The following is an 18,855-nucleotide window of genomic DNA, read 5'->3' as shown; positions in this document are numbered from 1 at the left end:
TTATTTGACCAGTTTGCTAACCAACTTACGGGTGAACGGCGCGAATAAGAGCACCAGAGGAAATGCACACGCCCATGCGATCAAAAAGGCATGCATCCAACGCGCCAGATAGCCATTGGCGATGCCCGTGTTCACGGCGGTTAAAATGCCAGACATGATCAAGGCCATCTGCATAGACATCAGGAAACCGAATGCTAGTTGCTGTTGTTTTTCTTTAGTCATTTTGTAGATAGGCTTAGATAAGCTTAGCGACATTTAGATAAGCGCGAAGAGTGTAACGCTGACACCAACGCCGCCAAACCAGATCAAAGAGCGCAAAGTCGCTTTGTCCATTAAGTAAGCCGCCACGTACAAGCAGCGCAAGATAATGAAAGCGATAGCGAGTCCGTCGATCCGACTTTGTTCCACATGTGCTTGCTGCGCCAAGATTACGCCTGCGATAAATAATGGCAAAGCCTCAAAGCCATTTTTTTGCGCAGCGATCGCGCGTTGTTGCCAGCCGGTGAGTTTATTTTCCCATGCGCGTGGATGGTGATTATCATAGCCGCCATTTTTGCGCGACACTCGACCCATGCTAGCTTTGGCTAAACCGACTGTGATCACAGGCAGAAAGCAGGCAGCTAATACACACCAATTTGCAATACTCATAGTAAAACTCTCATAGTCATTTCTTCTTTGCGGTCAGTTAAGCCATGCTTGCGAAGAAAATTAGTTGGTAGGAAGTGGGGCTACTTCCGACATTGTGCCATTACGGCGAAATTTTAGAGAAAACCAGACTCGTTTATAGTGCTTTTTTACGGCAGCCGCTGAGTTCACCGCGCCATGCTTTGACGGCAAAAAATGCACTGCCCACTAACCAAACGCCACTCAGTAAGGTGTCAAGCATGCGATCAAGGTTGCTGCACTTACGTGAGTACAGGCAGTCAATACTCACCATGATGCTGGAACTGATAGCAATAATCACAAACAAGCCCAGTGAGTACAGCGCCATACAAAGGACACGCCGCCCGGCAGAAGGATAAATAAAAACTTGTCCTTGATCTTTATTTTTGAGCCATTGTGTCAATGGTTTGAAGTATTGAGGTAGTAACATAACATTAATAAAAACAGTCGCGAAATTCAGGCGCAATTATGCGCCATTACGCTGCGAAATACCTACAATTTGCAACTTGACGAATTATTTTTGTGGGACATCCAAGGCATGTCTCACTCGTGCGCATAAATCTAAGGGGCTTTGCGAAATTAAGGCGCTTGGAATCTCAAATTTCTTAGTCAATCTTTGATAATCTTCAAAGCCATAGGAGGCGATGAAGGGATGCATGCCGGCGGCCAAGGCAGAAGCATAATCTTTGTGCTCATCACCACAGGCAAAAGACAGCGCGGGATTGACCGCAAATTGAGCGCTAGCGGCTTTGAAGAAATCGGCCTTGCTGGCGCGGATAGGCACGTGCGCGAAATAATCTAGATCGCCGATATCAATGTCATGCCGGGCAAATAGTTTGGCCATGGTGACTTGCGGCTCGTTGCTGATATTGCGTGTGACTAGACCGACTTTGATGTTTTTGTCGGCGATCAGTTGTTTGATTAAAGCGGCAAATCCTTCGTAGAACTGGGCTTCTTCGCGATAAATGTCGGTTAGCGTAGCGATCACTTGTTGTCGGCTTTTTTTGCCTAACTGCTTTTTGATATTGAGTGGAAATTCTTTCAGTCCACCCAAGTATTTAAAGAATTTGTGGCGCTTTTGAAAACTCTCCAAATCGCCAATCGCCATATTGTGCCGAGCGAATGTCTCCTCAATCGCACTAAATGCGTCGATGATCGTACCATCTGCATCAAAAATAATCAGTCGATTTTTATTGGGGTACATGTTTCGCTCTTGGGCTACGTTACTATATGAATAAATTATTATGTATCTTACTGTGGCTAATTGACCGTTTTATGACAAACGTGTGAAAGCGGCTTGTACTTTTTTGTATTTCATTCTTTTACCAGCGCTATGCCAAATCTCAAATCTGATTTTCCTCAATTGACCACCGCTCGTTGTGTATTGCGACGGATACGACAAAGCGATAGAGCCGCCCTATTTGCTGGTTTATCGCATCCAGAGGTGATCGCTTATTACGGTATCTCTTACACCAGCGAGGAAGCAACTCAGGAGCAATTAGATTGGTATCAAGCACAAGAGCTTACTAATAGTGGTGTCTGGTGGGGCATTTGTTTGGCCGAGCAAGGGGGTGACAATTTGATCGGCACTTGCGGTATCTATGAGATCGACGATCACAACCGTAACGCCGATGTCGGTTATTGGTTGTTGCCAGAGTATTGGGGGACAGGGCTAATGCAGGAATGCTTGCGCAGCATACTAGCTTACGGATTTAATGTTAGACAACTACACCGCATCGAAGCTGAAGTTGAACATGGCAATATGGCCAGCGTTCGCTTGCTACAAAAGCTCGATTTTCGCTGGGAAGGACGACGCCAACAAGTGGCATGGCGGGATGATCATTTTGTCGATTTGAACTATTACGCATTATTGGCGCCTAACTTCCAGGTTTCGCCACATCAGACATAGCGATGATGCTGGAATCGGCTAGCGGCTGTTACAACTTCTTACCAGACAGTTTGGGAAGTTACCAATTCCTGAGTGCATTTTTATCGACGAAGTTTTAAGCTGTGTACTTCTCCCTATTTGCTGTTTTTTCTATGAGATAGCATCATGACTAAATCCATTTCATCGTTTCTGCCCGCATTGAGCCTAGTTTTGTTAGCGAGTCTGGCTGGTTGCGCCAGCTCCAATAAAGACACTAGCGGTGACACACTTCAATCTGCACTTGTACCCGGACGTAGCGTGCAGCTAGGCAATCAATTACAGCAAGCACAGGTCGATCCCAATCTCTTTTTGAATCGTCTTACATGGGGTGAAAATGCCAGCAGTATGGCGGCCATGCAGAGTCTTGGTATGGATAAGTATTTGTACCAACAATTGCTGGTAAAACGCGCGCAATTGCCAGAGGCGATACAAAAACAAATCGACGCGATGACAATTTCACAAAAGCCGTTTGCCACCTTGATGCAAGAGCTCGATCAGCAAAGGCGGGACGCGGCTGAGATGAAAGGTACCGATGACACTTTGCGCAAAGCCTATCAACAAGAATTGACCCGCGTGGCTCGTGAAGCCGCATCGCGCTCGGTGCTGCGCGCGACATATTCATCCAATCAATTATTAGAGCAAATGGATTGGTTTTGGATGAATCACTTCAACATCTCTAACCGCAAAGACAACCTGCGAGCGATGTTGGGCGACTTTGAAGAAAATGCGATTCGTCCTCAGGCCTTGGGTAATTTCCGTAGTTTGTTACGCGCTACTTTGTTTCATCCCGCGATGCTGCGTTATTTAGATAACGAACATAATGCGGTAAATAAGATCAATGAGAATTACGCACGTGAATTGATGGAGCTACACACTATGGGTGTTGGTAGTGGTTACACCCAAACCGATGTGCAGGAGTTAGCCAGAGTTTTAACTGGTGTAGGTATCAATTTACGTCCGACACAGACCCCAGCTAAAGTTGAACAGCAGCCGAATTTTGTGCGCCTCGGCATGATGGAATTTAATCCACGCCGGCATGATTTTGGTGACAAAACGATTTTAGGTGTAACGATTAAAGGGCGCGGTATCGCCGAAGTGGAGCAGGTGCTTGATTTACTCAGCAGACAGCCTGCCACAGCGAAATTTATTAGCCGTAAGTTAGCCATGTACTTTGTATCCGATGAGCCTTCGCAAGCCTTGGTTGATAATATGGCAGCGACCTTTTTGCGCAGCGATGGCGACATTCCTTCCGTATTACAAACTATGTTCTATGCGCCTGAGTTCACCGCATCTTTAGGTAAAAAATTTAAAGATCCCGTGCACTATGTGATTGCTTCGGTACGCCTCGCGTATGACGGCAGCCATATCGTCAACACCGGTCCTATACTAAATTGGATCAATACTTTAGGCCAACAAGCCAATGGCCATCAGACGCCAGACGGTTATCCTCTGTATGAAATGGCGTGGTCGAGTGCGGCACAAATGACGGCGCGTTTTGATGTCGCGCGTGCTATTGCACGTGGCACACCTAATTTATTTAAGCCGGAAGATGATGATGGAAAAAATGAGGCATTGAATGCACAAGCCCGTGAGTTAGCACGTCCGGCCTTAGCGCAAAATGCTTATGTGAAGACCATGAGTAAGCGTTTTAGCCCCAGTTCACAAGAAGCGTTGACGCAATCTGCGTCGCCGCAAGAGTGGAATGCATTTTTCTTGGCCACACCAGAAATGATGCGCCGCTAATGTTGGTAGCACTTATTGTAAATTTATTTTTTGATTAAAAAATGAAGGAAGCCATGATGAACCGTCGTGACCTATTAAAATCTTTCGCCGCTTTAAGCGCGACCGCTGTAGGCTTGCCATTCAGTACGCAGCTTATGGCCATGCCTGCGACGCAAAATCGCTTTTTACTGGTATTTCTGCGCGGCGCTTATGATGCGACGAATTTATTGATCCCGACTTCGAGTCAGTTTTACTATGACTCGCGTCCCAACATCGCGATTGCGAAGCCTGGCACGAATACAAATGCTGCGCTAGAGCTGAGCGCAGATTGGGGTTTGCATCCCGCCTTGCGCGATACGATTTATCCCATGTTTAAAGCAGGTGAAGCCAGCTTTATTCCGTTTGCTGGGATTGATGATTTATCGCGCAGTCATTTCGAAACCCAAGACAGTATAGAAATGGGACAAGCCTTGGGAGGAACTCGTAATTTCCAATCGGGTTTTTTGAATCGATTAGCGATGCAATTGAATGCCGGTAGCGCCATGTCGTTCACTGAGCAACTCCCCATTATTCTGCGAGGTGATACCAAAGTGTCGAATGCTGCTTTACTCAAAGCAGGGAAAAATAGTCTAGACGATAGACAGAGCAAAATCATTACGCAGATGTATGGCAACACAAAATTGGAGAAACAAGTCAGCGATGGTTTTGAAGTGCGTGGCGAAGTCGTGCAGAACATGAAAGCCGAAGAACAATCCATGCAAAAAATGATGAACAACGACGGCAGTCGTGACGCGATTTCATCCAAAGGATTTGAGCTAGAAGCGAAGCGTATCGCCAAGATGATGCGTGATAAATATGCCTTAGGTTTCGTCGATATCGGTGGCTGGGATACCCACGTCAATCAAGGTGGTGCCAGCGGCGTTTTGGCCAATAAGCTGGAAGAGTTAGGACGAGGTTTAGCGGCCTATAAAACCGAAATGGGTAGCATGTGGAAAAACACCACGGTGGTCGTCATCAGTGAGTTTGGTCGCACCTTCCGTGAAAACGGCAAACAAGGCACCGACCACGGCCACGGCAGCGTGTATTGGGTTTTGGGCGGTGGTATCAAAGGCGGACGCATAGTAGGCGAACAACAAGCGCTAGAAGCGGCCACCTTGTTCCAGAATCGCGATTACCCTGTATTAAACGAATATCGCGCCGTATTAGGCGGCCTGTTTGCCGGGATTTATGGCTTAAATTCACGACAAATGGATCAGGTATTTGCCGGTGTGCAGACGCGTGATTTGGGCTTGGTATAAGTAAGTGGTATGCCAGACCTCTCGGTCATTTCTGTAAGGAAGAAACAGCGGTTTAGAAAAACAGGCAGATTTACAACAGAAACCGGATTTTTTGGGAATATTACTTCTCGGAACTGTTTCTCGGTGCTAAGGTTTTAACACAGTGTCTGGTCATAGCAATGCGCGGTCAGCCGCGCTACCAGATTTCGAATGTAAAACGGGAGCATGCATAATGAAAAAAACTATTTTGATGACTAGTCTGTTGTTGATGACTTGTACTGCATCTGCCGGCGTTTTGTCTTGCGAAGACTTAAAAGCCAAGATAGAAAAAAAGGTAGAAGGCAAAGGTGTAAAAGACTACAACATGGTGGTCGTCACCAAAGACACCAAAATCGCAGGTCGGGTGTTAGGAAGCTGCGATAAAGGAACGATGAAAATCGTTCATGAAAAAAGCAAACCTAAGGCAGTAGAAAAAACGTCCTAAGATAGCTTCGAATAAAAAGCGCCTCAGTTCACAAGAGCTGAGGCGCTTTTTTATGTACAAATTTTTTACGGTACTAACTTAAATAATGAATAGTGATGTTTACTTGGTTTCGGTAATGTCACTGATCAGGTGTTGACGCTAGATTGTTGCCAAGACACGCTCGAACGTGAATCCTAACACTCCCTCGCCCGCAAGCGCGAGAGGGTTGGGTTGAGGGTGATTCAGATTGGCGCAATGCTTATTCAAGCTTATTTCAGGATTTTTAAATGTACGAAGCTGACGCCACTCCCACCCGCTTAACTGTCCTCACCCAGCACCGTATTTATGCGTAAAGCTTTTTAGCGCAAGTAGCAAAGATTAAAAATATCGGCAACGTAGCAAATTGAGAAGCTGCCAAGATGTTATTATCCCTAGGCAACTGAACTGTCGCGGTTTGCTTGCCTGTAGTTGATACGCATTAACCGGGTTGGGTTTGATATTCAATCATTTTCAACTGCGATGTATGAATGTTAGAACTGATCCCGTACTCTGAAATGTCTTCCACAAAAATTTCGATAGCAAGAGATTAATGGCGAAAGTTACAGTGAATACGGGGCGATTATTTTTCGAAAGAAATTGTAACTATGAAAAATGCAAATGTTGAATTGAAACAACTTCTTGAAATTTGGAATCAGTTGCTAAGTAGTCGTCCAGCAGAGCTAGATTTCGAGCAGTACGGCTATCCATTGACTAATGCAAACAACTTTACAGAACTTTTTAAAAGTTGGGGCGAATTAATCGACACCGCTAATCAAAAAATAAAGCCTGTCAACGTTAACGATGAACAAGTGTGTGATGCAATACTAACTAGGCTTCTGAGAGATCTTAGAAGTAGTGTACTTAGCGAGGCAATGTCAAATGGTTTTGGCTGGCTTTTACAAAGCTCCCCTTTTTTCCAATTAATTTCTGAAATAAGTAATTATGTTGCAATCACAGTTGAAAGAAGAATCCAAGTCAGGAAAGAAATTGTTAAGCTAATTGAGTCAAAAACAAATCAAAAAATCTTAAATATCGAAATAGCAGCGCCAATTGCTGACAGATTAATATCTGATAACCACGAAATAACCCAATATTTGGCAGATTTACAGAAAACAAAAAACGATACTGAAGCTGATGTTCAATCCATCAAAAATTACCTTGAAGGCATACTAGACAATAAGTTGACGATTGAATCAACGAGAGGTCAGATCCTAGGTATTAAATCAGAAGTTGATGAACTAATTTTAGTTTTAAACAGTAAAATAAATTCAGCTAAAATTAATTTAGATGACACATCTGAAAGTACGAAAATAGCGCAGGAAACAATGATTCGCTCACATGAATTATTAGAAGAGTCCAATCAAAGAATGATAGTTGCACTTCAAGATATAAACAGATTGGCGTTGGCAGGCTCTTTTCAAATTCAAGCTAAGAATCTCAGAATTGAACGAGTACTTTGGATAACTTTATTTGGCGCTGCCATTGGGTGGCTCATTTGGATCGGTTGGAATTTTAACTCCTCATTCTCAATCAGCGGAACTCTAAAAATAGGAGAGAACCAATTTTCAATGAATTGGTTCAATTTGTTTAAAGAATTATCTCTTGTAGCACCAGGAATATGGCTCGGTTGGATTGCATTGCGTCAAGCTGGAATTACCTCAAAATTACAGCGAGACTATGAATTCAAAGCAGTAACTGCGACTGCTTTCGAAGCTTATAAAAAAGAGATAGAGAAATCAGGAGATGCGGAAATGAACAAGCAACTTCTCAACATCGCAATTAAAAATTTCGATGATAATCCCATCAGGCTGCTTGATTCAAAAAATGATGACCACGTAATGCCAATCGAAGTGCTACTAGCTTCAATAAAAGATGAAAAAATTTTTAATCAGGTAATGGAATTTATAAAAGCTATCAAACCAAATTCCGGAAAATGAGCCGAGAGCACAAGGGTCTGGCCTTATATTTGGTATTACAAAAGCTAAGTAACATGGGCACGCTGTTTATGCCCAAAGAACTGAATGGGGCCAGTTCTAACATTACGACAAACCTCAAAAAATCGACTTATTTCATTCCAAAAAAAATCTTTTATAATCAAAATACGCAGTGACAATTTAGGTGATAAAAATGAGCACTTTACTCGACGAAATTAAACAACTCGATATCGCTGAACGGATACAATTAGTAGAAGATTTGTGGGACAGTGTTGCTACTCGTAGCTCTGACTTTCCGATTACGGAAGCACAAAAAACAGAGCTTGATCGTCGCTTAGCTAAGCGTGAATCTGCGAAACCTGTGGGTGTGAGTCTCGATCAAATAGTTCAAAAACTTGACGTCAGCATATGAGTTTTTCGGTCGTTTTTGAACCGGATGCAGAACTAGAAATCATTGAAGCTTTTCAATGGTATGAAGAACAGTCCTTCGGCTTAGGCGGCGAATTTCTTAGAGCGGTAAAACAAAGCGAAGCAGTGCTTGTACGTAATCCATTTCAATATCAAATTCAATACAGAGAAGTACGCCGCGCCTTCCTTAGACGTTTCCCATATGCTTTGCACTATGTCGTTGAAGAAAATACTGTATCGGTGTTGGCATGCTTTCATTTTCGTAGAGACCCTAAGCAATGGGATTGATGACAGCATGAGGTCAAGTCTTGATATACAACATTTACAGAATAGCTATCAATTCAGCGACTGACCCGATGCCTAACACCATATACTAACTACTCAAGAAATCTTCCTCTTCCCTTAAGAATTTTATCCGTCGCAGCGCCAGTTTCAGCGCTGTTTTGTAGGACTAATTTTTCATTCACTAGGATGGCTAGTTGATGTGCTTTTCGAAGCTTGAATTATTTAAGATTCATACGCTTATCGTCTATCACTTCACCCGCGGCCATGGCGTCTTTTTCATGACCCGCTTCACGCCATTTTTCACGTAAGGCTTCGGTTTGCCATTGCTGCATGGAAGGTAATGCCAACATGCGCTTGACATAGGCGCTGGCTTGGGTATTCATCGGCAAGCCGTAAGTTTGAATGCGAAATACTACGGGGGCAAAGAAGGCATCTAGCGCGCTGAATTTTTCTCCTGCCAGATAAGGTCCACCGAAGCGATTGAGGCCTTCACTCCAGAGTTCGTTGATACGATCAAGTTCTGCTTGCAGGGCGGGGCTGATTTCTTTCATGCGTATGCGCAGACCTACGTGCATAGGGCAAGTATTACGTAAGTTGTTAAAGCCAGAATGCATTTCGGCGGCGGCGCAACGAGCCCAGATTTTGGCTAGCGGATCTTCTGGCCAGACGCCGCGATGACGATCCGCTAGATATTCGACGATGGCGAGCGAGTCCCATACGACAGATACGCCATCGTGTAGGCAAGGTACTTTGCCTGCGGGAGAAAATTTTCGGAAATTTTCCCAATTACTACCTGTACCAAAGGTGACCAGTTTCTCTTCAAACAATAACTCCATTTCGCGCATGAGTATCCAAGGGCGGAGTGACCAAGATGAATAAACTTTGTTCGCAATATAGAGTGTGTACATGGACGTGCCCTTAAAGTGTAGAAGGAGAGAAGTCGAGCGATGGATCTATTATGACTGAATTTATGGCTGTTTTTGTTTCTATTAATTCCCGAAAAATTGCTTTCTGTAGGCAATCGGGCTAGTTGCGGCGACACGCTTAAATTGCCGCCTGAAGGTTTCTTCGGAACCAAATCCCGTGAGTTCTAAAATATTGCTGACACTACTATCCGAAGATTCCAACAATTCTTTTGCGATGGCGACTCGCTCTCGGATAATCCATTCATAGGGTGAATAGCCGGTCAACGCTAAAAATTGCCTTTGCAAAGTGCGCTCGCTCATTGCCGCACGTTGCGCTAAGTCGGCCAGTTTATGTTCTCGTGCAGGGTGCTGGCGTATCCAATCCAATAATTGCGATAAGCGGCCACGTTCGTCTTGGGCGATGGGGCGCGGAATATACTGTGCCTGACCACCTTCACGATGCGGCGCGATGACTAGGCGCTGTGCTACTTGGTTAGCAATTTTGACGCCGTAGTCTTTTCTGATCAGGTAGAGCAACATATCGAGACCCGCCGCAGAACCGGCTGAAGTGATTACCTGACCAGCATCGACATACAAGGCATCGGCGTCTACTTTTATCGACGGGTAACGTTTAGCTAATTTATCGGCATAGCGCCAATGCGTAGTCACCGATTTACCATCCAAAATACCAGCCGCGGCCAATACAAAAACACCAGAACAAATGGTGCAGAATCGAGCCCCACGGGCATAGGCATTTTGAATTTTTTTAATGAGTTGTGGTGAGGGCAGCTCATCCACATCGCGCCAGCCCGGGATGATGATCACGTCGGCCTTGTCGAGCAGGCGCAGCGTATAAGGTGCTTCTATGGTGATGCCACCCGCTGCGCGCAATTTGCCAGGTTCTGCCGCGCATACGGCAAAGCGATACCAGTTCACCTGTAGTTCTGGACGCTCTAGCGAAAACAGCTCAACAGCACAAGAAAACTCGAAAGTACACAAACGATCATAGGCGACCGCGACAACGAGAGGTGAGGACATGCTTATTCCTGATGGCATAAAAAAATTCAGCTAAACGGCGTTTTGGTAGGTTGGCGGAATATGACTGTGAAATGGCATTCTCGCCACTATACCGTGTTTTTTTATAAGCGCACAATGCGCTTGTTTTTCTCCCTCCCATTTTATTGATAAGGAAATTTATGAACCACAATGCTGTTATTGAAGTCGCCGCGGCGGATAGTGCTTCTGCATTACAACATTTCTCCTCTAGTTTAGGTTTTGAAACAGATTGCTGGGATGTGCATGAGGCTTTGGCAAATGGTCATCCAGGCTTTGTTTTATTGGACGTGCGTTTACCTGCCGAGTATGCGCGAGGGCATGTACCGGGCGCTATTAATTTATTACGTGGCAAAATTATTGCTTCTAAATTGGCGGAGTATCCCGCCGATACCTTGTTTGTGGTTTATTGCGCTGGTCCGCATTGCAATGGCGCGACTAAGGCCGCAATAGCGCTGGCTCATCTGGGGCGTCCAGTGAAAATCATGATAGGAGGCATAACCGGCTGGCTGGATGAGGGTTTCGTATTGGAATCGAGTCGCTACTAATTGATGGGTGCAACATCTAAAAACGACTAGCGAAAATCGCTATGCTATTTTCGTCATGCTAGCGCGCCAGTCTCGTCAAGACTCAGGCTTAGGCAGCGTACTATATTGGATTCCGTAGACATTATTGTTGGGGAACTGCCATGCATGAGGATAGTCAAGATACTTTGTTGGAACAGCGGCGACGTCATCTGAAAATTTATGGAAAGGTGGCGGCGTCGTTAAGCCTGTTACCTTTGCGTGTGTCAGCCGAGGATAGGCCAACTGTGCCGACTCGCCTGCCCAAGAAAGCGAAAGCAGTCGCGCTGGATCAAGTACGTCTATTGCCGTCTCCCTATCTCAACGCAGTGAATGCTAATAAAGCTTATTTGTTGCGTTTGAGTGCGGATCGTTTTTTACACAATTATCATAAGTTCGCGGGCTTGCCAGTGAAGGGCGCAATCTATGGCGGTTGGGAGTCGGATACGATAGCTGGTGAAGGCTTGGGGCATTATTTGTCGGCGCTGGCCTTAATGTTTGCGCAAACTGGTGAGCGCGAGTTTAAACAAAGAATTGACTACATTGTGGACGAGCTACTGCGGGTGCAGGCTGCGCATGGCGATGGTTATATTGCAGGTTTTATGCGTAAGCGCCCGGATGGCAAGATCGTCGATGGCAAAGAGATTTTCGCCGAAATGTTAGCGGGTAATATCCGTTCGGCTGGATTTGATTTGAACGGTTGTTGGGTGCCGTTTTATAACTGGCATAAAGTGTTTGCTGGTCTATTTGATGCGCAACAACTTGCGTACAATCCTCACGCATTAAAAGTCGCTGCGCAACTGGGACATTATATTGATCGTTTCTTCGCGGGCATTAATGACGAAGACTTACAAAAAATACTCAATTGCGAACACGGCGGCATCAATGAAAGTTTCGCTGAACTCTACGCCCGCACAGGCGAACAGCGTTGGTTGAAACTGGCTTTACGTCTGTATCACAACAAAGTCTTACAGCCCTTAACGCAGCAAAAAGATGAGTTGGCGAATACTCATGCCAATACTCAGATTCCCAAATTGATTGGTCTAGCCCGTCTACATGAAGTACATGGAAACGAACAGCATGCCAGCGCGGCGCAGTATTTTTGGCAGCGCGTCACGCAACATCATAGCTATGTGATCGGCGGTAACGGCGACCGAGAATATTTCTTTGAGCCTGATACCACGGCAAAACATTTGACCGAACAAACTTGCGAAGCCTGCGGTAGTTACAACATGCTCAAGCTCACCCGTCATCTGTATAGCTGGGCACCGGATGCGACGTATTTTGACTATTACGAACGTGCGCATTTAAATCATATTCTGGCGCATCAAAATCCGGCGACGGGCATGTTCACTTATATGACGCCGTTGATGGCGGGCGTGGCACGCGACTATTCCAGCGAAGAGAATGATTTTTGGTGTTGTGTTTTATCGGGCATGGAAAGTCACGCTAAACACGGTGATTCTATTTATTGGCAGCACGACGATACTTTATTGGTGAATCTTTACATTCCATCTCGTCTCGATTGGAAACAACAAGGCGCGCAGTTCGAAATGCTGACCGAGTATCCGTATCAGGGTGAAATACAACTACGTTTAAAGCAAATTAAAAAAGCTAAGCACCTGCGTCTGGCTTTGCGTATTCCCGCTTGGGCGCATGAGTATCAACTTTTATTGAATGGCAAAGCGCTTACCTCTACCAAGGAAAAAGGCTATGCGATAGTCGATCGAGTCTGGCGCAGTGGTGATCAAATTTCTCTGAACTTGCCTTTGGCATTGCGTTTAGAAACTGCACCGGGTGCGCCGCAAGTGGCCGCTATATTGCGCGGCCCTATGGTGATGGCGGCGGATTTGGGAGCAGCGGATAAAGCCTTTGATGGTGTGGCACCTGCCTTGGTTGGCGCGCAGATTTTGCCCGCGATATCGACGATTTCCGCGAGTGCTGCCCATTATCAAACGCAAGGTATAGGACGTCCGTCTGATCTGCCATTGCGTCCATTTTATTCACAGTACACGCGTCGCTCTGCGGTGTATTTTAATATCTATGACGATGCCCAATGGGCGGCTGCCGAAGTGGGATTCCGCAAAGAGCAAGAGCGTCTTTTGGATCTCAGCCGACGTGCCGTCGATGTCATGCATTTGGGCGAAATGCAGGCGGAGCGTGATCATCAGTTAGAGGCGGATATCTCTTATCCTGTGGTCTATCGTGGCAAGAATGGCCGTGATGCACGAACTGGTGGGTACTTCAGTTTTTATATGAAGGTCAAACCGGGTGCCTTGATTTTGCAAGCGACTTATTCTGGCGAAGAAAAAAATCGCGATTTCACTATCACGATTGACGGTGTAGAAATTGCCCATGTCGTTTTGAATGGCGATCAAGCGGGTGAGTTTATCGAGCAGAATTATGTCGTACCCGAAGCACTTACCAAGGATAAAGAAAAAGTGTTGGTACGATTTAATCCTATGAATGGACGCACGGCTGGTCCGGTGTTTGGTTGTCGCCTATATACCAAAGACTAGCTATCCGAATCGAGATGTCTAAAAACGATGTTCAATACCAGCACGCATGGGTGCGCCGTCATATTGATTTATACAGCGTCATAAAGTCAGCCGAAACGCTGTGTAAATATCGCGCGACCAAGTGATATTGCGTTGTCCGCTCACCAAGCGAATAAAATCTTTCAACATATGCCAACGCGCATTGCCATCGGGATAGCAATTAACATAGTGACGCCGCTGTTTCTTGCCCGAGCGCCACGGTGTAGAAATTAAGGTGCTGGCGTGGGTATTGCCTATTTGTTTTAAGCTCGCCACGTAATGCTGGGTGTAAACCGGATCAAAATAAGGTGTATCAGCCCGCACACCGCCATACACAAAAGGCACATTCGCCGCCATCGCAATAATATGTTTGATCGGTGTCGCTCTCAGACGTTCCAGTTCAGGCGAGCATTGCGCATTATTCGATAGAACTAACAGTGCTTGATTTTTTTGGCGCGCTAGATAGATGTGAATATTGCTGCCAAAGTGGGAAAATGGCTGATCAACAAATTCACCAAACATGCTTTCTAAACAGGCGATTAATGGCGCAGTGGATTGAAAGGCTGAGCGACCGAGCAATAGTTTACCGACCGCATGTACACCTGAAAACCAATGCGCATGGTGTTGACGCCGGAAAATTTGCTCAGTTTTAGGATCGCACAAATCGTCTATGCTGATACGGTTTTGCGCCGTACTAAATGCCATAAAACCAAACAAGGCAAAAACCGATCCCGAGAACGCATGGATGGCATCAAAGTTATGCAGACGTTCTATTCCTATCGCGTTTAACACGATGTATTGACGGGTTAATCCTGGCCCTGTGCTATCAAGTAGTAGGCAAGTTTCCTCCGCTTCGTGTGCCGCAAAATGCTGGTTAATTTCCGCATGAACTCTATGCTTGAGCGCGATCTGTGTGGCGGGCAAATGCATGATGTTTCCTTTTGTAATTCGGCTCTGAGGCCAGCGATACCGCAGTGTGATAGCAGTGTGGTAGGGATGATTTGGTTGAACTTAGTCCGTGTTGGGTTTTGTCGCAGTTATTTGCGCGCTCTGTTGCGCCAAGATAGGTTTGGCATCTGGGGCTGGGCTTTTGATTTGGTTCGCTGTGTTAGATGTCGGATTGATTGTCTCCTTAGTTGTTTCCTTACTTATTGGATTGATTGTCGAGCTATTGTGCGCAGGATGCTGTGCGACTAGTTCATAAAAATCAGCTAAGGGGCCGCGTTTAATTTCGGCGTCTACGATCACTGAGGTTTTTTTGTCATGCGGTGCGGCGGTTTGGGCAAGGGCGTTTTGTGAGTAATTGCTGAGTAAGAGTAAGGCAAGCAAGCTAAGTGTTTTCATGATTAAGCTCTCGAAAAATGGAGTTGGAAAAATTGCTCAGGGCACATGCGATTGAGGACAAATTCCGTAAATCGCGATAAGTTACTTTCAAAATGCAAGTAACTTATCGCATGATACTCAATAGACTTTTAAAATGCAAGTGTGTAAAATGAAGATGCCTTTTCTAGCGCTAAAATGCGCTAAAACTATTCTAATAGTGAATAAAAATGACAAAACCATCACAAAGAGCATGCCCCGTCGTGCGCGCGGCCAGTTTGATCGGGGATGAATGGGTCTTATTGATCTTGCGTGAGTTATTCAAGCGCTCACACAAATTTGATGAGTTACAAAAAGCCACGGGAGCCGCCACCAACATCCTAACTAACCGACTAAAACGTATGGTAGACGGCGGTATCGTGGTGAAATTACCCTATCAAGAACGACCACCACGTTTTAAATACCGTCTGACAGAAGCTGGCTTAGGCTTGCTGCCATTGGCTTTAGAACTGATGCGCTATGGCGAAGATTGGATGCCCTGCCCACAGCCCACACCTATACTGCTGCGCCATTTGAGCTGCGGACAAATTACCCGCCCAGGGCAAATTTGCACCGCCTGCGGCGAGCCTCTTGCGGTGATGAATTTACGTATGGAAGACAATCCGGCGGCGGTGGTTGAAGAGGCTGAGTTGGGAGAAATTCAGGACTAAGTAAATACGGCCTGAGCGTTTTGGCTTCGTCCGAATGAAAGCAAAATGCATTACAAATGCTTGAGCGCCTCCCGCACACTCAAATTCGACAACAGCCCGCGATGTGTTTCTATAAATTCGCGTACCGCTTCCGGCTGCCATCTGGCGTAATCGCGTAGCGCCCAGCCTATGGCTTTGCGTATGAAAAAATCTTCTTCATGCGCTAGTGTTTTGGCGTATCCAAAAAGCCGTGCCTCATCTGTTTCTAAGCGCCAGCCTAGTTGATGAATCATGGCGATGCGCCTTACCCACAGATTGGAATGCTGTAAGGCGCTGTCCATATGAACTTGAGATTGTTGGGTGCGGTTGGCGAACAACACCCGATTGGCTACGGAAGCCAAACCATCGACGCTATCCCACCAAGATTTTTCTTGTGCCAATGTCAGTAACAAACTCAGTTGTGACACATCTAGTTTCTTTTTATGCAACGCCAGTACATCAATCGCTGCGTATTGATATTCTCGCTGAGGTAGTAGCCATAAGGCGCGGGCTAATTGTTCTAAATCTGTATGGGCAAATTCGACTGTAGCTAAATCTTTGATCAGCGCGCGGCGTACGGGTGTTTTGATGCCGAGAAAATCAAATTGGTCGCGCATATAACGCCGCATGGCGAGGGCGTTTTCGGGATTAGCTTGAGCGCTAAAAGCAGTTTGAATTTGATGGTAAAGAGCTTCGATTTGCATGATTGCCTGAGTCTGTTATCGAACTATGATCGCACTAAGTTTGCACTAAGAGCTACTGCAACTGCTGCCACAGCTACTACCGCAGGAGCTTCCACTAGAGCTACTATCTGCGCTGCTACCTGAGTCGGAACAGTTATCCGAAGAGCCTGCGTCCGTGCGGCTGCCTGAGTCGCAATCGGTATCGCTAGACGATGAAGTCGTTGATGTAGTGGAGCTGAGGGAGGACCCTGTGTCGTTATGGTGTGCGGCCAACTGTGCCGCTTGTTTGCGTTGATAATGCTCCAACATAGGGGCAGTAATAAGTCCGATTGCTAGTAATTCCGTAGGCATAAAGGTCGATGGAAAAACCGTTGCGCCATATGCTTGCCCGAGCAGACTCATAGATTGAAAACCCAATTTATCACCCGTCATACGATAGCTATAGCCGCGTGGCATCTTGAGCCGCTTGTCTAAGGTGAACAGCGCGGGTGCGGTTGGGCTTAATGCATCCTTGCCTTCATTACGACGTAGTTGAACTAAAGAAACCGCGAGCGCTACTGCCATCGTTCCTTTTGCTTCGGTATCTAACTGTGCCGCGGCGATGTGTGGAATCGTCATCCCAAAATGTTTTTGGCAAAAGCTATCAACATCCACATCCGAAAATCGCGCCTGTGGTAAATCTATCCACGCATGCCAGACGGAATCGGCGGCTTTAGATGGCAAGGCGCAAGGTCTGCCACCCACTTTCTGGCTTTGTTTGACGCAGTTAAAAAACATCATTAAACCTTCTGCGGCGCGGATAAAAAAAATGGCATCGTCAGGGATACCAGTAAATTCATCTTTCGCATGTGCCTGCCAGTGAGGTAACAAACTAGCCGGCAGCTCACTCAATGCTTTGCGATAAGGCGACCGCCGTATGAAGCGTCGATAAGCCAATTGTTGTAGCCAGCTTTTTAATGCCATAGATAGCCTCCTCTTTCTTGTATTAATACTTTGGGCGATACGATTTGTTATCTAGGATTCGTCATGATTATAGGTTAATCAAAAAAATCATGTAAAACTCAAAGCACAGACACAAGCCAATATCAATAACAAACTCACTAGTCCGGCCAGTCGAGATTTGATACCTATGACTGACGAGCCCATGATTTGGTGGTTTTGGGCGATTAAGAGCAAGGCGATTACATGCAGAGGCAGTAATACCGCATTGACCACTTGACTGGAGTAGATCAAGGGAATTAGCGGCAAGCCTGGTATTGAGACCACGCTGACCGCCGCTACCGTCAATAAGATAAAAGCCGCATAAAAAAAATGAAAATGTTTGGCATCCAAATCTAAGGAAGCAGGCGCACCCAGGCCTTCGGCAATTGAGTATGCGGTTGCCACCGGTACGATAGCTGCCGCTAATAAAGATGCGCCGAGCAGTCCTACGCCGAATAAGACGGTCGCAAAGGAACCCGCCAAGGGTTTTAATGCCAATGCGGCATCACTGGCGTTCGCGATATGTATGCCAGACTTGTGCAAGGTTGACGCACAGGCGACTGCAATCGCGATGCCAATAATGCCTGTGAGCAGTGAGCCGATCACGACATCCACTTGTTCCCAGCGTAGATTGTTGACCGAGATTTTTTTGTCTACCGCGTAGGATTGGATAAACGCCAGCCCCCAAGGTGCCAAGGTTGTGCCCAAGGTAGCGGCAATCGCGGTCCAACCCGCTTGATCATCCGGCAAATGGGGGATTAAGGAATAGTGCGCGATAGCCGTCCAATCGGGCGCCGCTAAAATTCCATCAACGATGTATAAGGCCAATGTCGCCGAGATAAATAACAGAATTTTTTCTATACGATGAAATGATCCGAGTACCACCACTAGGCAAATCAGTATTCCCGCTAAAGGCGCGCTGATCCACGCGGGCACACCGATTAAACCCAATGCCGCTGCTATCCCTGCATACTCGGCACAAATGGTTCCAAAGTTGGCGAACAGCAGACCTATCACCGCCGCGTAAGCCCAAGCACGTCCCCAATGTTGGCGTATCACGGCGACAAAACCCTGTCCCGTAGCAGCACCTATGCGCACAGCGATCATGTGAAATTGCACTAATAAAATCGTAGAGAACGGGATAATCCAAAGCAGGCGATAACCGTAGTCGGTCCCGAGTATCGAGTACGTGGTAATGCCCGCTGGGTCATCGTCAGAGAGTCCCGCTAACAGACCTGGACCCAGGACCGCCATAAAAGCGGCCAACCAACTCAAGCCTTTAACGCGAAATTGCGAAAAACGTGCCGCGATGCCTCGTTTATGATGTGCAATCGCATGAGGATGTTTGTGCACAATTTTTTTCATGA

The 18,855-nt window shown here is 46.2% G+C and carries 21 protein-coding genes; 10 read left to right on the top strand and 11 right to left on the bottom strand.

What is annotated here, in order from left to right:
- The 4 genes from ACFFJH_RS11640 to ACFFJH_RS11625 all read right to left on the bottom strand — a co-directional run bounded on the left by ACFFJH_RS11640 (position 1) and on the right by ACFFJH_RS11625 (position 1,867).
- On the bottom strand, positions 1–222 hold the full coding sequence (locus ACFFJH_RS11640) for a DUF2798 domain-containing protein (protein ID WP_390212787.1): 222 nt from the start codon (positions 220–222) through the stop codon (positions 1–3).
- 33 nt (positions 223–255) lie between these two features.
- The gene (locus tag ACFFJH_RS11635; RefSeq protein ID WP_390212785.1) at positions 256–648 is read right to left on the bottom strand and encodes an MAPEG family protein; all 393 of its coding nucleotides are present in this window, start codon (positions 646–648) and stop codon (positions 256–258) included.
- Between the two features lie 133 nt (positions 649–781).
- Entirely contained in the window at positions 782–1,093 is a 312-nt protein-coding gene (locus tag ACFFJH_RS11630) for a hypothetical protein (RefSeq protein WP_390212783.1), read from the bottom strand.
- A gap of 84 nt (positions 1,094–1,177) precedes the next feature.
- A complete protein-coding gene (locus ACFFJH_RS11625; RefSeq protein ID WP_390212780.1) occupies positions 1,178–1,867 on the bottom strand; it encodes an HAD family hydrolase in 690 nt (229 codons plus the stop codon).
- A gap of 129 nt (positions 1,868–1,996) precedes the next feature.
- Between ACFFJH_RS11625 and ACFFJH_RS11620 the strand changes: the two genes are divergently transcribed.
- The 7 genes from ACFFJH_RS11620 to ACFFJH_RS11590 all read left to right on the top strand — a co-directional run bounded on the left by ACFFJH_RS11620 (position 1,997) and on the right by ACFFJH_RS11590 (position 8,721).
- The gene (locus tag ACFFJH_RS11620; protein WP_390212778.1) at positions 1,997–2,572 is read left to right on the top strand and encodes a GNAT family N-acetyltransferase; all 576 of its coding nucleotides are present in this window, start codon (positions 1,997–1,999) and stop codon (positions 2,570–2,572) included.
- A gap of 144 nt (positions 2,573–2,716) precedes the next feature.
- Positions 2,717–4,333: a DUF1800 domain-containing protein gene (locus ACFFJH_RS11615; RefSeq protein ID WP_390212777.1), complete on the top strand. Its 1,617-nt coding sequence runs from the start codon at positions 2,717–2,719 to the stop codon at positions 4,331–4,333.
- Positions 4,334–4,389: 56 nt separating this feature from the next.
- Positions 4,390–5,610 (top strand): DUF1501 domain-containing protein, encoded by a 1,221-nt coding sequence (locus ACFFJH_RS11610; protein WP_390213192.1) that lies wholly within the window; start codon positions 4,390–4,392, stop codon positions 5,608–5,610.
- 211 nt (positions 5,611–5,821) lie between these two features.
- Complete coding sequence (locus ACFFJH_RS11605) at positions 5,822–6,073, top strand: DUF1161 domain-containing protein (RefSeq protein WP_390212775.1); 252 nt, start codon at positions 5,822–5,824, stop codon at positions 6,071–6,073.
- 623 nt (positions 6,074–6,696) lie between these two features.
- The gene (locus tag ACFFJH_RS11600; protein WP_390212773.1) at positions 6,697–8,028 is read left to right on the top strand and encodes a hypothetical protein; all 1,332 of its coding nucleotides are present in this window, start codon (positions 6,697–6,699) and stop codon (positions 8,026–8,028) included.
- A gap of 190 nt (positions 8,029–8,218) precedes the next feature.
- Positions 8,219–8,437 carry an addiction module protein gene (locus tag ACFFJH_RS11595; RefSeq protein WP_390212772.1) on the top strand — a complete coding sequence of 73 codons (219 nt, stop codon included), beginning with the start codon at positions 8,219–8,221 and terminating at the stop codon, positions 8,435–8,437.
- Positions 8,434–8,721: a type II toxin-antitoxin system RelE/ParE family toxin gene (locus ACFFJH_RS11590; RefSeq protein ID WP_390212770.1), complete on the top strand. Its 288-nt coding sequence runs from the start codon at positions 8,434–8,436 to the stop codon at positions 8,719–8,721. The genes ACFFJH_RS11595 and ACFFJH_RS11590 overlap by 4 nt, the downstream gene beginning before the upstream one ends.
- A 215-nt stretch (positions 8,722–8,936) precedes the next feature.
- Here the strand turns inward: ACFFJH_RS11590 and ACFFJH_RS11585 are convergent, their stop codons facing one another.
- On the bottom strand, positions 8,937–9,626 hold the full coding sequence (locus ACFFJH_RS11585) for a glutathione S-transferase family protein (RefSeq protein WP_390212768.1): 690 nt from the start codon (positions 9,624–9,626) through the stop codon (positions 8,937–8,939).
- An 81-nt stretch (positions 9,627–9,707) separates the two neighbouring features.
- Entirely contained in the window at positions 9,708–10,661 is a 954-nt protein-coding gene (gene ftrA / locus ACFFJH_RS11580) for a transcriptional regulator FtrA (protein WP_390212766.1), read from the bottom strand.
- Positions 10,662–10,819: 158 nt separating this feature from the next.
- Here ftrA and ACFFJH_RS11575 point away from each other — a divergent pair, with 158 nt between their 5' ends.
- Both ACFFJH_RS11575 and ACFFJH_RS11570 read left to right on the top strand, forming a co-directional pair.
- On the top strand, positions 10,820–11,224 hold the full coding sequence (locus tag ACFFJH_RS11575) for a rhodanese-like domain-containing protein (RefSeq protein WP_390212764.1): 405 nt from the start codon (positions 10,820–10,822) through the stop codon (positions 11,222–11,224).
- 140 nt (positions 11,225–11,364) lie between these two features.
- Entirely contained in the window at positions 11,365–13,758 is a 2,394-nt protein-coding gene (locus tag ACFFJH_RS11570; protein WP_390212762.1) for a beta-L-arabinofuranosidase domain-containing protein, read from the top strand.
- A 78-nt stretch (positions 13,759–13,836) separates the two neighbouring features.
- Here the strand turns inward: ACFFJH_RS11570 and ACFFJH_RS11565 are convergent, their stop codons facing one another.
- Both ACFFJH_RS11565 and ACFFJH_RS11560 read right to left on the bottom strand, forming a co-directional pair.
- Positions 13,837–14,706: a hypothetical protein gene (locus ACFFJH_RS11565; RefSeq protein WP_390212759.1), complete on the bottom strand. Its 870-nt coding sequence runs from the start codon at positions 14,704–14,706 to the stop codon at positions 13,837–13,839.
- 81 nt (positions 14,707–14,787) lie between these two features.
- Positions 14,788–15,120, bottom strand: a complete 333-nt coding sequence (locus ACFFJH_RS11560) for a hypothetical protein (protein WP_390212757.1) — start codon at positions 15,118–15,120, stop codon at positions 14,788–14,790.
- A 206-nt stretch (positions 15,121–15,326) separates the two neighbouring features.
- On the opposite strand from ACFFJH_RS11560, the gene ACFFJH_RS11555 reads away from it, so the two are divergent.
- A complete protein-coding gene (locus tag ACFFJH_RS11555; protein ID WP_390212755.1) occupies positions 15,327–15,806 on the top strand; it encodes a winged helix-turn-helix transcriptional regulator in 480 nt (159 codons plus the stop codon).
- Between the two features lie 50 nt (positions 15,807–15,856).
- Here ACFFJH_RS11555 and ACFFJH_RS11550 read toward each other — a convergent pair whose 3' ends face one another.
- From ACFFJH_RS11550 to ACFFJH_RS11540, 3 genes are all read right to left on the bottom strand, one after another.
- Positions 15,857–16,528: a DNA alkylation repair protein gene (locus tag ACFFJH_RS11550; RefSeq protein WP_390212753.1), complete on the bottom strand. Its 672-nt coding sequence runs from the start codon at positions 16,526–16,528 to the stop codon at positions 15,857–15,859.
- A gap of 45 nt (positions 16,529–16,573) precedes the next feature.
- Positions 16,574–17,470 (bottom strand): hypothetical protein, encoded by an 897-nt coding sequence (locus ACFFJH_RS11545; protein ID WP_390212752.1) that lies wholly within the window; start codon positions 17,468–17,470, stop codon positions 16,574–16,576.
- An 87-nt stretch (positions 17,471–17,557) separates the two neighbouring features.
- Entirely contained in the window at positions 17,558–18,853 is a 1,296-nt protein-coding gene (locus ACFFJH_RS11540) for an NRAMP family divalent metal transporter (protein WP_390212749.1), read from the bottom strand.
- Positions 18,854–18,855 lie beyond the last annotated feature (2 nt).

Source organism: Affinundibacterium danionis (assembly GCF_042432465.1).
GTDB lineage: Bacteria > Pseudomonadota > Gammaproteobacteria > Burkholderiales > Burkholderiaceae_D > Undibacterium > Undibacterium danionis.
This window is presented reverse-complemented; position numbering and strand designations above follow the sequence as displayed.

What these genes read in the sequence shown, in the direction of transcription:
- ACFFJH_RS11640 (WP_390212787.1), bottom strand. Translation starts at nt 222, where the DNA reads ATGACTAAAGAAAAACAACAGCAACTAGCATTCGGTTTCCTGATGTCT.
- ACFFJH_RS11635 (WP_390212785.1), bottom strand. Translation starts at nt 648, where the DNA reads ATGAGTATTGCAAATTGGTGTGTATTAGCTGCCTGCTTTCTGCCTGTG.
- ACFFJH_RS11630 (WP_390212783.1), bottom strand. Translation starts at nt 1,093, where the DNA reads ATGTTACTACCTCAATACTTCAAACCATTGACACAATGGCTCAAAAAT.
- ACFFJH_RS11625 (WP_390212780.1), bottom strand. Translation starts at nt 1,867, where the DNA reads ATGTACCCCAATAAAAATCGACTGATTATTTTTGATGCAGATGGTACG.
- ACFFJH_RS11620 (WP_390212778.1), top strand. Translation starts at nt 1,997, where the DNA reads ATGCCAAATCTCAAATCTGATTTTCCTCAATTGACCACCGCTCGTTGT.
- ACFFJH_RS11615 (WP_390212777.1), top strand. Translation starts at nt 2,717, where the DNA reads ATGACTAAATCCATTTCATCGTTTCTGCCCGCATTGAGCCTAGTTTTG.
- ACFFJH_RS11610 (WP_390213192.1), top strand. Translation starts at nt 4,390, where the DNA reads ATGAACCGTCGTGACCTATTAAAATCTTTCGCCGCTTTAAGCGCGACC.
- ACFFJH_RS11605 (WP_390212775.1), top strand. Translation starts at nt 5,822, where the DNA reads ATGAAAAAAACTATTTTGATGACTAGTCTGTTGTTGATGACTTGTACT.
- ACFFJH_RS11600 (WP_390212773.1), top strand. Translation starts at nt 6,697, where the DNA reads ATGAAAAATGCAAATGTTGAATTGAAACAACTTCTTGAAATTTGGAAT.
- ACFFJH_RS11595 (WP_390212772.1), top strand. Translation starts at nt 8,219, where the DNA reads ATGAGCACTTTACTCGACGAAATTAAACAACTCGATATCGCTGAACGG.
- ACFFJH_RS11590 (WP_390212770.1), top strand. Translation starts at nt 8,434, where the DNA reads ATGAGTTTTTCGGTCGTTTTTGAACCGGATGCAGAACTAGAAATCATT.
- ACFFJH_RS11585 (WP_390212768.1), bottom strand. Translation starts at nt 9,626, where the DNA reads ATGTACACACTCTATATTGCGAACAAAGTTTATTCATCTTGGTCACTC.
- ftrA (WP_390212766.1), bottom strand. Translation starts at nt 10,661, where the DNA reads ATGTCCTCACCTCTCGTTGTCGCGGTCGCCTATGATCGTTTGTGTACT.
- ACFFJH_RS11575 (WP_390212764.1), top strand. Translation starts at nt 10,820, where the DNA reads ATGAACCACAATGCTGTTATTGAAGTCGCCGCGGCGGATAGTGCTTCT.
- ACFFJH_RS11570 (WP_390212762.1), top strand. Translation starts at nt 11,365, where the DNA reads ATGCATGAGGATAGTCAAGATACTTTGTTGGAACAGCGGCGACGTCAT.
- ACFFJH_RS11565 (WP_390212759.1), bottom strand. Translation starts at nt 14,706, where the DNA reads ATGCATTTGCCCGCCACACAGATCGCGCTCAAGCATAGAGTTCATGCG.
- ACFFJH_RS11560 (WP_390212757.1), bottom strand. Translation starts at nt 15,120, where the DNA reads ATGAAAACACTTAGCTTGCTTGCCTTACTCTTACTCAGCAATTACTCA.
- ACFFJH_RS11555 (WP_390212755.1), top strand. Translation starts at nt 15,327, where the DNA reads ATGACAAAACCATCACAAAGAGCATGCCCCGTCGTGCGCGCGGCCAGT.
- ACFFJH_RS11550 (WP_390212753.1), bottom strand. Translation starts at nt 16,528, where the DNA reads ATGCAAATCGAAGCTCTTTACCATCAAATTCAAACTGCTTTTAGCGCT.
- ACFFJH_RS11545 (WP_390212752.1), bottom strand. Translation starts at nt 17,470, where the DNA reads ATGGCATTAAAAAGCTGGCTACAACAATTGGCTTATCGACGCTTCATA.
- ACFFJH_RS11540 (WP_390212749.1), bottom strand. Translation starts at nt 18,853, where the DNA reads ATGAAAAAAATTGTGCACAAACATCCTCATGCGATTGCACATCATAAA.